This is a genomic window from Streptomyces sp. SCL15-4 (genome assembly GCF_033366695.1).
In the GTDB taxonomy this organism is placed as follows: Bacteria; Actinomycetota; Actinomycetes; order Streptomycetales; family Streptomycetaceae; genus Streptomyces.
Genome location: NZ_JAOBTQ010000001.1, coordinates 4445833 through 4458952, shown reverse-complemented (window position 1 = coordinate 4458952; position 13120 = coordinate 4445833). Strand labels below are relative to the sequence as shown.

Annotated in this window: 9 protein-coding genes, 2 tRNA genes and 1 other RNA gene; 6 read left to right on the top strand and 6 right to left on the bottom strand. The window is 74.6% G+C overall.

What is annotated here, in order from left to right:
* Positions 1-108: 108 nt before the first annotated feature.
* From SCK26_RS19510 to SCK26_RS19490, 5 genes are all read left to right on the top strand, one after another.
* Positions 109-1053, top strand: a complete 945-nt coding sequence (locus tag SCK26_RS19510; protein WP_318202583.1) for an ABC transporter ATP-binding protein — start codon at positions 109-111, stop codon at positions 1051-1053.
* Positions 1050-1829, top strand: coding sequence for an ABC transporter permease (locus tag SCK26_RS19505; RefSeq protein ID WP_318202582.1), 780 nt, complete (start codon positions 1050-1052; stop codon positions 1827-1829). Before SCK26_RS19510 ends, SCK26_RS19505 begins: the two co-directional genes overlap by 4 nt.
* Before the next feature lie 16 nt (positions 1830-1845).
* Positions 1846-3105 (top strand): sensor histidine kinase, encoded by a 1260-nt coding sequence (locus tag SCK26_RS19500; RefSeq protein WP_318202581.1) that lies wholly within the window; start codon positions 1846-1848, stop codon positions 3103-3105.
* A complete protein-coding gene (locus SCK26_RS19495; protein WP_318202580.1) occupies positions 3102-3716 on the top strand; it encodes a response regulator transcription factor in 615 nt (204 codons plus the stop codon). The genes SCK26_RS19500 and SCK26_RS19495 overlap by 4 nt, the downstream gene beginning before the upstream one ends.
* A gap of 23 nt (positions 3717-3739) precedes the next feature.
* A tRNA-Gly gene (locus SCK26_RS19490) sits at positions 3740-3815 on the top strand.
* Between the two features lie 65 nt (positions 3816-3880).
* Here SCK26_RS19490 and SCK26_RS19485 read toward each other — a convergent pair.
* The 6 genes from SCK26_RS19485 to ffs all read right to left on the bottom strand — a co-directional run bounded on the left by SCK26_RS19485 (position 3881) and on the right by ffs (position 12911).
* Complete coding sequence (locus tag SCK26_RS19485; protein ID WP_318202579.1) at positions 3881-4780, bottom strand: phosphoribosylaminoimidazolesuccinocarboxamide synthase; 900 nt, start codon at positions 4778-4780, stop codon at positions 3881-3883.
* A gap of 70 nt (positions 4781-4850) precedes the next feature.
* A complete protein-coding gene (locus tag SCK26_RS19480) occupies positions 4851-6347 on the bottom strand; it encodes a N,N-dimethylformamidase beta subunit family domain-containing protein (protein ID WP_318202578.1) in 1497 nt (498 codons plus the stop codon).
* A 257-nt stretch (positions 6348-6604) separates the two neighbouring features.
* Positions 6605-8830, bottom strand: a complete 2226-nt coding sequence (locus SCK26_RS19475) for a hypothetical protein (RefSeq protein WP_318202577.1) — start codon at positions 8828-8830, stop codon at positions 6605-6607.
* Positions 8831-9108: 278 nt separating this feature from the next.
* Positions 9109-10368: a phosphoribosylamine--glycine ligase gene (gene purD / locus SCK26_RS19470; RefSeq protein ID WP_318202576.1), complete on the bottom strand. Its 1260-nt coding sequence runs from the start codon at positions 10366-10368 to the stop codon at positions 9109-9111.
* Between the two features lie 82 nt (positions 10369-10450).
* Complete coding sequence (locus SCK26_RS19465; protein ID WP_318202575.1) at positions 10451-12745, bottom strand: DNA polymerase III subunit gamma and tau; 2295 nt, start codon at positions 12743-12745, stop codon at positions 10451-10453.
* 67 nt (positions 12746-12812) lie between these two features.
* Positions 12813-12911: signal recognition particle sRNA small type (ffs, locus tag SCK26_RS19460), an RNA gene on the bottom strand.
* Positions 12912-13030: 119 nt separating this feature from the next.
* Here ffs and SCK26_RS19455 point away from each other — a divergent pair.
* Positions 13031-13118 (top strand) — tRNA-Ser (locus SCK26_RS19455).
* The last annotated feature ends 2 nt before the right edge of the window (positions 13119-13120 follow it).

The following is a 13120-nucleotide window of genomic DNA, read 5'->3' as shown; positions in this document are numbered from 1 at the left end:
CCATCGGACCGGGGTCTTTTCGTTCTCCGGCACGGTTCTGACATTTGTCATGCGCGGCGATGACATCGCGCACTGCCGCCGGCCGCGCGCCGCGAAGACGCTGGTGCCATGGACATCGACGGACACGAGCACGTGATCGAGGTCACCGACCTCAGGCGTGTCTACGGGGGCGGGTTCGAAGCCGTACGCGGAATCAGCTTCTCCGTGGCACGCGGGGAGATCTTCGCCCTGCTGGGCACCAACGGCGCCGGGAAGACATCGACGGTCGAGCTGCTGGAGGGACTGGCCGCACCGGCCGGCGGCCGGATCCGGGTCCTCGGCCACGACCCCTGCCGCGAGCGGGCCGCCGTACGGCCGCGCACCGGCGTGATGCTCCAGGAAGGCGGCTTCCCCGCCGAACTGACCGTCGCGGAGACCGCCCGGATGTGGGCCGACTGCACCACCGGCGCCCGGCCCCCGGCCGAGGTGCTGGAACGGGTGGGACTCCAGGACAAGCACGCGGTACGGGTCAAGCAGCTGTCCGGCGGGGAGCGCCGGCGCCTCGACCTGGCGCTCGCCCTGCTCGGCGACCCGGAGGTGCTCTTCCTCGACGAGCCGACCACCGGACTGGACGCCGAGGGCCGCCGGGACACCTGGGCACTGGTGCGCGCGCTGCGGGACCAGGGCACCACCGTGCTGCTCACCACGCACTACCTGGAAGAGGCCGAGGAGCTGGCCGACCGGCTCGCCATCCTGCACGAGGGCCGGATCGCCGCCTCGGGGACACCGGCCGAGGTCACCGCCGGCCGCCCGTCCCGGATGTCCTTCGAACTGCCGCCGGGCCACCTCCCCGGCGATCTGCCGCCCCTGGCCGCCCTCGGCGTCTGCGACCACGAGTACGACGGCCGGACCGTCCGGCTGCGCACCCGCGAACTCCAGCGGACCGCCACCGCCGTCCTCGCCTGGGCCGAGCGGGCCGGTGTCGAACTGCGCGCGCTGGACGTGCGCTCGGCCTCGCTGGAGGAGGCATTCCTCGGGATCGCCCGGGAGCGGGCGGAGGTGGCGGCGGCATGAGCACGTCCCTCACCGCGCCCTCCGTGCGGCGGCTGCGGGCGCTGGCCCGGGCCGAGCTGTCCCTCCTCGGCCGCAACCGCGGGGTCGTGTTCACCGCGCTCGTCGTGCCGCTGGTGCTGCCGTTCAGCGTGCGGCCGGCCCTGGACCACCTGGACCTGGAGAAGCAGGGCATCAGCGTCGGCGCGGCCCTGCTCACGGCCGGCATCGGCTTCTCGTTCCTCTTCGCCGTCTACAGCTCGCTCGTCAACGCCTACGTGGCCCGCCGCGAGGAACTGGTCCTGAAGCGGCTGCGCACCGGCGAGTTGACCGACACCGAGATCCTCACCGGCACCGCCCTGCCCGCCATGACCGTGGGCCTCGCGCAGGCGCTGGTGCTGTGCGCCGGGTGCGCGGCGCTGCTGCGCGCCGGGGCGCCGAAGGCGCCGTACCTGACCCTGCTGGGGCTGCTGGCCGGGCTGGTGCTGAGCGCCGCGCTGGCCGCGCTCACCGCGTCCGTCACCCGGACCGTGGAGAGCGGTCAGGTCACCGCGCTGCCCGTGGTCTTCGGCTCGATGATCGGCTCGGGGATCATGGTCCCCACCGAGGTGATGCCGGAGCCGCTCGGCGCCGTCTGCGAGCTGCTCCCGCTGTCCGCCGCCCTCCGGCTCGTCCGGGGCGGCTGGACCGGCCAGTTGAGCGCCTACGAGGCGTTCGGCGCGCTCGCGACCGCGCTGGCCTGGACCGTGGTGGCGGTGGTCGCCGTACGGCGGTGGTTCCGGTGGGAGCCCCGGCGCTGAGGAACGGGGGGTGTGCGTGGTGGGGCCGATACGGCGGTGGCAGCAGCGGCACTGGCGGGAGCGTGGCAAGGCGGACCGGGTGGAGCTGTACACGGTCGTCACCTGGTACGTCACCACCTGGTTCTTCGTCCTGAGCTGGCTGGTGCTGCCGCTGGCCGCCGAACTCGTCCACCGCCGGCCCGCGGCCTTCCTCGGCGTCCCGCTGATGCTGGTGGCGGCCCTCCAGTGCGCCGCCGCGACCCGGCTCACCCGGCCCGCCCTCGACCACTACCTGGGGCGTGCCCGGCTGCCGGCCGGCGCCCACCGCGTCCCGGCCGTCCTGCTGGGCCTCGCCGTGGCGCTGATCGTGGCGCTCGCCGCGGTGGGCGGGGCCGGCCGGGGGACGGCCCGGCTGGCGCTCGGCGCGGTCCTGCTGCCGTTCGCGCTGCTGTACGGCCTCACCGTCCCGGTACGGGTCTTCCTGCGCGGCGCGGCCGTGCTCTCGGTGCCGCTGGTGGCCGCTCTCGGGCTCGCCGACCGCTCCGCCGCCGGGCTGCTCGGGACCGCTCTGGTCACCGCCTTCATGGTGCTGTTCGCCCAGCTCGCCTGCCGGTGCGGGGCCTGGACGCTGTCCGTGCTGTGGGAGGCGGAGCGCGCCCGCGAGGTGGAGGCCCGGCTCGCCGTCGCCGAGGAACGGCTGCGGTTCGGCCGGGACCTGCACGACGTGCTGGGCCGGAACCTGTCGGTGATCTCCCTCAAGAGTGAGCTGGCCGTCCAGCTGGCCCGGCGGGGCCGGCCGGAGGCGGTGGAGCAGATGATCGAGGTGCAGCGCATCGCGCAGGAGACCCAGCGGGAGGTGCGCGCCGTCGTACGCGGCTACCGGGAGGCCGACCTCGGCGCCGAACTCGCCGGTGCGCAGGGCGTGCTGGCGGCGGCCGGGATCGACTGCGAGGTCCGCGCGGAGACCGGCGGACTGCCCGCCGAGGTGCAGTCCGCGCTCGGCTGGGTGGTGCGCGAGGCGGCCACCAACGTGCTCCGGCACGGGGACCCCGGCCGGTGCGAGGTGGGGCTGACGGTGCGTGAGGGGCGGGCGGTGCTGACGGTGGAGAACGACGGAGCCGTGGCGGCCGGCGGAAGCGGCGGCGGCAGCGGCGGCGGCTCGGGACTGGCCGGGCTGCGGGAGCGGCTGGCCGCCGTGGGCGGGACCTTGGAGGCGGGCCACGTCGGCTCCGGACGGGACCGGTTCCGGCTGGTCGCGGACGTACCGCTGACCACTGTGAAAGGAGTCACCTCATGAGCGCACCGGTACGGCTGTTGCTCGCCGACGACGAGCATCTGATCCGGGGCGCGCTGGCCGCGCTGCTGTCCCTGGAGGACGATCTGCTGGTCGTCGCGGAGGCGGCGACCGGGCCGGAGGCCCTGGCCATGGCGCGGGCGCACGCGCCCGACGTCGCCGTCCTGGATCTGCAGATGCCGGGCGCCGACGGTGTGAAGGTCGCCACATCGCTGCGTACCGAACTGCCCGGCTGCCGGGTGCTGATCGTCACCGGGCACGGCCGTCCCGGGCATCTGAAACGGGCGCTCGCGGCCGGTGTGCGCGGGTTCGTCCCGAAGACGGTCAGCGCCCGGCGGCTCGCCGAGATCATCCGCACCGTGCACGCGGGAAACCGTTACGTGGATCCCGAGTTGGCCGCCGACGCGATCTCCGCCGGGGACTCCCCGCTGACCGCGCGGGAGGCCGAGGTCCTGGAGCTGGCCGCCGACGGGGCACCGGTCGCGGAGATCGCCGAGCGGGCCGCGCTGTCGCCGGGGACCGTGCGCAACTACCTCTCCTCGGCCGTCACCAAGCTCGGTGCCGAGAACCGCCACGCGGCGGTGCGTCTCGCCCGCGAGCGAGGTTGGGTATAGTTGCTCTCGCGCCACGGCGCAACGCGGACGTAGCTCAGTTGGTAGAGCGCAACCTTGCCAAGGTTGAGGTCGCGAGTTCGAGCCTCGTCGTCCGCTCCATGAAGAAGCCCCCGGTTCCCGCCGGGGGCTTTTCGCGTACCCCCGGCTCTCGCCGGGGGTTTCGGCTACGACCAGCCGGTGCCGGTCAGCCGCTCGTACGCCTCCACGTACTTCTGCCGGGTCGCGGCCACGACCTCGTCCGGCAGCGGCGGCGGAGGCTGCTCGCTCCGGCGGTCCCAGCCGGAGGCCGGCGAGGTCAGCCAGTCGCGCACGAACTGCTTGTCGTACGACGGCTGGGCGCGGCCCGGCTGCCAGGTGTCGGCCGGCCAGAAGCGGGAGGAGTCCGGGGTGAGGACCTCGTCGGCGAGGACGAGCGTGTCGCCGTCGAAGCCGAACTCGAACTTGGTGTCGGCCAGGATGATCCCCCGGTCCCGGGCGATGTCCCGGGCCCGCGCGTACACGGCGAGCGTGGCCTGGCGCAGCTGGGCGGCGGTCTCCGCGCCGACCTGGCGGGCCACCTCCTCGTAGGAGACGTTCTCGTCGTGCTCGCCCACCGCGGCCTTGGTGGCCGGGGTGAAGATCGGGGCGGGCAGCTCGGAGCCGTCCACGAGGCCTTCGGGGAGGGCGAGGCCGCAGACCGTACGGGACTCCCGGTACTCGGCGAGGCCGGAACCGGTGAGGTAGCCGCGGGCCACGCACTCCACCGGGACCATCTTCAGGGACTTGCACACCAGCGTCCGGCCCGCCCAGTCGGCCGGGGCGCCCTCGGGCACCTCGGTGCCGATGACGTGGTTCGCGGCCAGGTCGCGCAGCTGGTCGAACCACCACAGGGAGAGCTGGGTGAGGACCCGGCCCTTGTCGGGGATCTCGGTGGGCAGCACCCAGTCGTAGGCGGACATGCGGTCGCTGGCGACCATCACGAGGTCGCCCGCCTCGTTCTGGTACAGGTCGCGCACCTTTCCGGTGTGCAGGTGCACCAGGCCCGGAACCTCGATCGGCTCGGGCTTTTCTACGAATCCGGACACGGTTCCTCCCCGTGGCTCTGTCCAATGCCCCCGATTCTCCCGTACGGGGCGGACCGGGCGCGCCCGGGGGTCAGTCGCGTTTGCAGATGCGGTCCAGCAGGTTCGCCGTGGCGCGCTGGACCCGGGTGTCCACGTGGCCCGGACGGTCCAGGGCCGGGGACCAGGCGAAGGTCCCGGAGGCGAACACCCAGGCGCCGGAAGGGGCGCGGTAGAGGGACGTCTCCTGGTGGCGCAGGACGCCGTCGGCGTCGGTGTAGGGGGAGTGGGCGAGCAGGATCCGCTCGTCGTGCTCGGGCAGCGCGGTGCGCGGGAAGTAGCGGTCCGCCTCGCCGGCGACCAGGTCCTTGATCTCGTCGCCCTCGTGCGCGCCGGTCGCCTCCCACAGCCAGTGGCCGCCGTTGCGGACGATCAGCGGGCGCGGCTCGGGCACCTGGCCCGCGTACTGGATGCCGACCAGTTCCTGTTCGGGCCGGTCGATCTCGCGCCAGAGCACCGGCCGGCCCGGCCCCTTGCGTTTGCGGCAGGTCAGCAGCCGGTCCGGGACACCGGACGGCGACGGGCCCAGCTCCACCTGCCAGTACATGGTGTTGGCGGACAGGAAGACCAGCGAGGTGCCCCGGTCGCGGGCCTCTTCGACGGCCCGGCGCATCGGCACCGACCAGTACTCGTCGTGGCCCGGGAAGACCAGGCCCCGGTAACGGGTCGGGTCGATCCGGCCGGCGTGCAGATCGCGGGCGTCGGCATAGGCGAGGTCGTAGCCGTAGCGCTCGGCCCAGCGGATGAAGTCGTAGGCGTGGCCGACGTGCAGGGGCAGGCCCGCGCCCGCGTACGGCCGGTCGAAGGAGACCGTGGTGGCCGCGTCGGACTCGCCGAGGAGCCGGCCGTGCTCGTCCCAGGCGTGGTACAGGCTGGCGCCGGTGTGGCCGTCCTCCGGATAGAGGTTGTAGGCCTGCCAGGTGACGTCGGGCAGCAGCAGGAGCAGATCGGCGGGGTGGCTGTCGCGGACCGTGAAGGGCACGTGGGAGCGGTAGCCGTCGGCGGTGGTCAGGACGGCCACATAGGCGCCGATGCTCCAGTAGGAGGGCACCTGGAGGCGCCAGGACAGCCACCAGTGGTGGCAGGAGACGGTGCGGTCGGCGGTCAGCGGCGGGGGCTGGACGATGCCGGACAGGCGGGGGCTGGTGGTGATCTTCGCCGCGCCGTCGCCGCCGTAGTGGCCGATGCGGTAGATGTCGACGAAGAACTCCTGCGGCGGGTCGACCGTGATGTGGAAGTCGATCGCCTCGCCGGGCGTGACCGCGCCGCTGGAGGTGAAGCCCTTGATCTGGCGGTGCACGTCGTCGGCCGAGCGGGGGCCGGAGGAGGAGGTGCGGGGAGCGGGGGCGCGGCGGCCGGTTCCCTCGGCGGCCTGCGGGCAGGCGTCGACGTACCAGGGCATCACCTTGCCGTAGTCGTCGATGTACGGCTCGCTGCCGCGCAGCCAGGGCACCGGGCCCTGGCCGAAGGGATCCGTGACGCCATGCGCGAGTGCTCCGGACTCCCAGCGGCGAATGTGGTCCGAGGCCATGGTCGCTCCCCTCCCTCATCCCCCGTGTCTGTCTCGGTGGTGTCCGCTGAGCGGTGGTACTCCGCCGTGCTCGGCCGCGCTGTCGTATGTCGCGCGCCATTGCCAAAGGCGTGGTCGGTCCCAGCACATCACATTACGCACGGGGTTAGTCACTACTCGTTGCGAATTGACCTGAAGTGGAAGTCGCGTTTCCGCTACGGGGGAGGGAACGGAGGCGGCTTGCCGGGGTGCGGCCGCGGTGACCGGCCGCAGCAGGATCACACGAGCCGTACGGGCTTCTCGGGGCGTATCCCGAACGCGGTGAGCCAGTCGCGCAGGGGGCGCGGGTCGCCGTCCTCGATCAGGGTGAGCACCTTGGGCGCGAGGTCGGCGGCCCGTTCGCCGTCCAGCAGCAGGGAGGGGCCGTCGAGCCAGTCCAGGGCGGGGACCGCGCCCGCGGTGTCCACGGCGGCGCAGCACACCATCGCCGTGACGTGGTCGGCGAGGAGTTCGCGGGCGGTGCGGTGGGGCTGGAGCGGGAACGGGGGCAGGCCGTAGTCACCGGGGGCCCACCCGGCGCCGTCGGGGCCCTGGTGAGCGCCGGCGGCGCCTTTGCGGGCCTTCTGCGCCTGCTGCGCGCGGGCCTCCTCGCGGGCCAGCTCGGCGGTGAGGAGGGCGGCCAGGGCGGCGCTGCGGGGGGTGCCGGGCTCCGCCTCACCCTCGACCTCGACGTCTACCTCGCGCTCACCCGTACCACCCGAGCGAGTGACGTCGCCGAGGACGGACGGCCCTTGCGAGGAGTCCTCGTCGTTGACGGATTGCGGGAGGGGGGGTTCGGGGGGCTCGACTACGGGTCCCTGCGGAGGGGGCTCGCAGTGGGCTGCCTGGGCCGGGGGCCCACTGTTGGGTGCCTGTGCTGGGTGCCCGTTGGCGGGTGTCTGCGGGATGGCGTGCTCGGAAGGGCTTTCGGTGGTGGCGGGGGCCGGGGTCGTGTCCGTGCGGGCCGGGACCTCGCCGGCCGTGGACGGTGCGGAAGGCTTGCCGTCGGGGGCCTGTGGGCCGCTCTGGGGCCTCGGCCTGACGTCCGCCGTCTGCGGGGCGGTCTGGGGCTCTGGGCTGTCGTCGGCCGTCTGCGGGGCGGTCTGGGGCTCTGGGCTGGTCGGCTTCGGCTGGGTGGCCTCTTGCGCCGGTTCTCCGTCGGCTCCGGGCCGTGGCGCCGGGTCGTCGTCGGCTTCGGAGGCGGTGGTGAGGTGGTGCAGGACCCGGGCCAGGGTGGGGCCGCCCGGGTCGCGGGTGCCGGGGGCCGGGGCGGGGCGGACGCCCAGGGAGTCCAGGGCCCGGTGCAGACGGGCCGCGTCGACGCGCCAGGTGCGGTCCACGACCTCCTCCGGGTACGCCTGCCAGTCGACCGGCGCCCAGTCGGTACACGGCTCGGCGGGGCCGCCGTGGAAGAGGCGGGCGGCGAGCAGGGACGCGGCCTCGTCCACCGTGCCGGGCTCCTCCAGCAGGTCGCAGGCCGGCCGCTCGCCGAGCCGGGAGGCGAAGCCCTCGGCGAGCCGGTCGCGGCGGGACAGCTCGGTGAGCGCCGCCACCACGCCCGCGTCCAGCCGGGACGGCCAGCGGCCCATGCGCCAGGCGGGCAGCGCCACCCTGGTCAGCAGCCGGTCCCAGCCGGCGTAGGCGAGCCCGACCTGCTCCTGGGCGACGATGCGCAGGCCGTAGTCGACCGCCTGGGCGCGTTCGGCCGCCGCCGCCGCGACCCCGCGCTCCATCAGCGTCGCGTGCTCCCGGCAGCCGCGCAGCAGCAGCCGCGCCACCCAGCCGACGGCCGCGCACAGACCGCGGACCGGCGGCAGGCGGCCCGGTGCCGAGGCGACCGCCACGGCCGCGTCCAGCCCGCGCACGAAGCGGCGGGCGGCCGCTATGTCGGGGTGCGCCGAGGGGCCCGTACCCGCGATGACCGGGGCGAGGACCGCGCGCAGTTCGCCCACGCGCATCCACCACAGGAACGGGGAGCCGATGACGAGGACCGGCGGCGCCGGGGTCCGGGAGCCCCCCGGCCGGCCGGGTGCCGGACGCGGGGGCGGGCCGTGCGCCGAGTGCGCCCGGTCCTCCAGCCAGCTGTCGCAGTCCGGGGTGAGCGCTATGGCCGACGGGGCCGGCACGTCCAGGCGGTCGGCGAGGTCGCGCACCATCCGGTACAGATCCGGGGCGGACTCCTCCGGGATCGGGACCGTGGGGCTGGTGGCGGGGCGGGCCCGGGCCACGACCAGGCCGACGCCCGCCGCGGCCGGCAGCACCAGCACCGCGAGCGCACCCACGGCCCAGCGGGCGGCGTCCCAGCCCGGGCCGACGAGATGGCCGGTGGAGCCGCCGGTCAGCAGGATCACCGCGGCGCCCGCGGGCAGCAGCGCCACGCCCAGCGCCCGGCCCCGGACCCGCAGCACGGCGAGGGCCCGGGAGCGCGCGGCCAGCGCGCCCGCCTCCACACCGATTCCGGTCACGTGCCGACCTCGCCCCCTCCCTGCCGCTCGCGTGCTGTCCTGGTGGTGCTCACTCCCCCACTGTGGCACCCGCCACTGACATCGCAATGCCGGTGGGCCAAGTGCCGGAACGCTTGCGCGGCACCCTAGTTGGGGCCCGGGTCCCCGTCAGCCGGATAGCCGATTGCTCACCCGATGGAATGGCTTTGGTCAGAGCTGGGTGACGGACAGCAAGGATCAGGCCCCGGATCACAGATCCGGGGCCTGATCGCGTACGTGCAGGTCAGAAGGTCAATGGCTCAGGCGCCAGCGGACTGCGCCACCTTCGCCGCGATGTCCGTGCGGTGCTGCGAGCCGTCCAGCCCGATCCGGCCCACCGCCCGGTACGCCCGCTCGCGCGCCTCGGTCAGGTCCTTGCCGGTGGCCGTGACGGACAGCACGCGTCCGCCGGCGCTGACGACCGCGTCGCCGTCCCGCTTCGTACCGGCGTGCAGCACGTACGCGTGCGGGGCGTCCTCGGCGGCGACCGCGTCCAGCCCGGTGATCGGGTCGCCGGTGCGCGGGGTGTCCGGGTAGTTGTGCGAGGCGACGACGACGGTGACCGCCGCCTCCTCGCTCCAGCGCAGCGGCGCCAGGTCGGCCAGGTTCCCGGTGGCGGCGGCCATCAGCACGCCGGCCAGCGGCGTCTTCAGGCGGGCCAGCACGACCTGGGTCTCCGGGTCGCCGAAGCGGGCGTTGAACTCGATGACCCTCACCCCGCGCGAGGTGATCGCGAGACCGGCGTAGAGCAGCCCGGAGAAGGGCGTGCCCCGGCGGCGCATCTCGTCCACCGTCGGCTGGAGCACGGTCTGGAGCACCTCGTCGACCAGCTTCGGGTCGGCCCACGGCAGCGGCGAGTACGCGCCCATGCCACCGGTGTTCGGGCCCTCGTCGCCGTCCAGGGCGCGCTTGAAGTCCTGGGCGGGCTGGAGCGGTACGACGGTCTCTCCGTCGGTGACGGCGAAGAGGGACACCTCGGGGCCGTCGAGGAACTCCTCGATCACCACCTGCCCGCAGCCGGCCGCGTGCGCCTCGGCGGCCTCGCGGTCGGAGGTGACGACCACGCCCTTGCCGGCGGCGAGGCCGTCGTCCTTGACGACGTAGGGGGCGCCGAAGGCGTCCAGGGCCTCGGCGACCTCGTCGGCACCGGAGCAGACGTAGGAGCGGGCGGTCGGCACTCCGGCCGCGGCCATGACGTCCTTGGCGAAGGCCTTGGACCCTTCCAGCCGGGCGGCCTCCCCGGAGGGGCCGAACACCGGGATGCCAGCCGCGCGGACGGCGTCGGCGACGCCGGCGACCAGCGGGGCCTCCGGGCCGACGACGACCAGCTCGGCACCGAGGCGGGTGGCCAGCGCGGCCACGGCCGCGCCGTCGAGCGCGTCGACCTGGTGCAGCTCGGCCACCTCGGCGATGCCGGCGTTGCCGGGAGCGCAGTACAGCGCGGTGACGTCGGGGTCGAGGGACAGGGAGCGGCACAGGGCGTGTTCGCGGGCGCCGCCGCCGATGACGAGGACCTTCACGGGGTCAGCCTAATGGCAAGGTTGCCGAAGCCCGGGCGCCGGGTTTGTCGGAGCTTCCTCCAAAAGACCCGCCGTCCCCGGGCTACTCGTTGGAGAACTCCTCCACGACCGTGGCTCCCAGCTCCCGCACGATCAGCTCGTGACCGGAGAGGGCCGACTCGTTCAGATCCGGGTCGTCGTCCTCGGGGATGTCGTCCTCGAGGGCGACGGGCGGCGGCTCCGGGGCGGCCGGCCGGGGCGCCGGTGCGGGGCCGGACGCGGCCGCGCCGCCGGGCCCGGTGGCGGTGGCGGCCTGCGGGGCGGTCCGGGGCGCCGCCGGGCGGGGGGCGGCCGGGGCGCCGTAGCCACCGCCTGGAGCACCGCCGTAGCCGCCGGCGGGCGAGCCGCCGTAGCCGCCGCCTCCGGCGGGGCCGGACGCGGCGGCCGGGGACTGCGGGGTGCCGCCGCCGGACGGGTCGACGACCGCCTCGATCTTCCACTGGACGTTGAACTGCTCGGCCAGCGCCTGCCGCAGCACGTCCTCGCTGCCGCTTCCGGAGAAGTTGTCCCGGGCGCCGGCGTTGACGAAGCCGAGCTGGAGGGTGGTGCCGTCGAAGCCGGTCACCTGGGCGTTCTGGCTGAGCAGGATCCAGGTGAAGCGACGGCGGTTCTTGACGGCCTCCAGGATGTTCGGCCACAGCGCGCGGGGGTCGAGACCGCCGGCGGGGGCGGGCGCCGGGGCCTGGGGCGCGGGAGCGGGGGCCGCGGGTCCCGGCTGCTGCTGGGGTTGCTGCGGCTGACCGGGGCCCTGTCCCTGACCGGGCCGCCCGCTCGCCGGGGCGGCGGCCGTGGGCCAGCCGCCGGGGCGCCGGCCACCGCCGAGGGGGGCGGCGGTGGGCCAGGCGCCGGGGGCGGGAGCGGCCGGGGCGGCAGGGCTCTGCTCCGCGGGGGCGGGGGCCGGGGGTGCCGGGGCGGGGGCCGCCGCCGGGGCAGCGGGGGCGGGGGCAGGCGGGGGCGCCGGTGCGGCGGGGGCGGCGGGAACGGCCTCGGCCGAACCGCCGGGCGCACCGGGACCGGTCCCGGCACCGGGGCCCCGGACGGCCGCGCGGGCCGCCGCCGGGCCTCCGCCGGCCGGCACGGACACCGCGCCCGCGCCGGCCGCTGCCGCCGGGACACCTCCGTGGGTTTCGGGACCGGGGACGTACCCCATGGCGGGCAGGCCGGCCCCGCCGGAGAAGCCGATGCCGCGCTCCAGGCGGTCGAGGCGGGCCATGAGGGACCGCTCGTCGCCGTAGGCGGCGGGGAGCAGGACGCGGGCGCAGATCAGTTCCAGCTGGAGGCGGGGCGAGGTGGCGCCGCGCATCTCGGTCAGGCCCTCGTTGACGAGGTCGGCGGCGCGGCTCAGCTCGGCGGCGCCGAACGTCTCGGCCTGGGCCCGCATCCGCTCCAGCACGTCGGCCGGGGCGTCGAAGAGGCCCTTCTCCACGGCGTCCGGCACGGCGGCGAGGATCACCAGGTCGCGCAGCCGCTCCAGCAGGTCGGCGACGAACCGGCGCGGATCGTTGCCCCCCTCGATGACCCGGTCGACGACCTCGAAGGCGGCGGCGCCGTCACCGGTGGCGAAGGCCTCCACGACGGAGTCGAGGAGGGAGCCGTCGGTGTAGCCGAGGAGGGAGGTCGCCATGGCGTACGTCACGCCGTCCTCGCCGGCGCCGGCGAGGAGCTGGTCCATGACGGACATGGAGTCACGCACGGAACCGGCACCGGCGCGCACGACGAGCGGCAGCACGCCGTCCTCGACCGGGATGTCCTCCTTCTGGCAGACCTCGCCGAGGTACTCGCGCAGGGTGCCCGGGGGGACGAGCCGGAAGGGGTAGTGGTGGGTGCGCGACCGGATGGTCCCGATGACCTTCTCGGGCTCGGTGGTGGCGAAGATGAACTTCAGGTGCTCCGGCGGCTCCTCGACGACCTTCAGCAGCGCGTTGAAGCCGGCCGACGTGACCATGTGGGCCTCGTCGATGATGTAGATCTTGTAGCGGCTGCTCGCGGGGCCGAAGAAGGCCTTCTCGCGCAGCTCACGGGCGTCGTCCACACCACCGTGAGAGGCCGCGTCGATCTCGATGACGTCGATGGAACCCGGTCCGTTGCGGGCCAGGTCGCGGCACGACTGACACTCCCCGCAGGGGGTCGGCGTGGGACCTTGCTCACAGTTCAGACAGCGGGCGAGGATGCGCGCGCTCGTCGTCTTGCCGCATCCGCGGGGGCCGCTGAACAGGTACGCGTGATTGACCCGGTTGTTCCGCAGCGCCTGCTGCAGCGGGTCGGTGACATGCTCCTGCCCGATGACCTCGGCAAAGGTCTCCGGGCGATAGCGGCGGTACAGCGCGAGAGACGACACGCATACGAGGTTAATGGGGCGCACTGACAACAAGCTCCGCCCGCGGAAGCGGACCCACGGCCCCGGGAACGCAAGCGCCCCCCACGCACCCGCCAGAGCCGACCTACCCTTGCTGCCTTCCGGCCCTGGGGGAGTTCAGTCAGATAGCGCCGCGTGAGGGGCTGTGCCCCACAGTACCCGATGGCGGCCCCCGGACCGAACCCGATCGCCCGGCCCCTCGCACCCGGGGACGGCCTGCGGGAACGAGTTCGCGAGCACTCCCCTCGGTCATGTAATGTTTCCGGCGGAGGATTCGCCTAGAGGCCTAGGGCGCACGCTTGGAAAGCGTGTTGGGGGCAACCCCTCACGAGTTCGAATCTCGTATCCTCCGCCAGT

Coding starts and splice junctions, on each gene's coding strand:
- SCK26_RS19510 (WP_318202583.1), top strand. CDS start 109: ATGGACATCGACGGACACGAGCACGTGATCGAGGTCACCGACCTCAGG.
- SCK26_RS19480 (WP_318202578.1), bottom strand. CDS start 6,347: ATGGCCTCGGACCACATTCGCCGCTGGGAGTCCGGAGCACTCGCGCAT.
- SCK26_RS19495 (WP_318202580.1), top strand. CDS start 3,102: ATGAGCGCACCGGTACGGCTGTTGCTCGCCGACGACGAGCATCTGATC.
- SCK26_RS19505 (WP_318202582.1), top strand. CDS start 1,050: ATGAGCACGTCCCTCACCGCGCCCTCCGTGCGGCGGCTGCGGGCGCTG.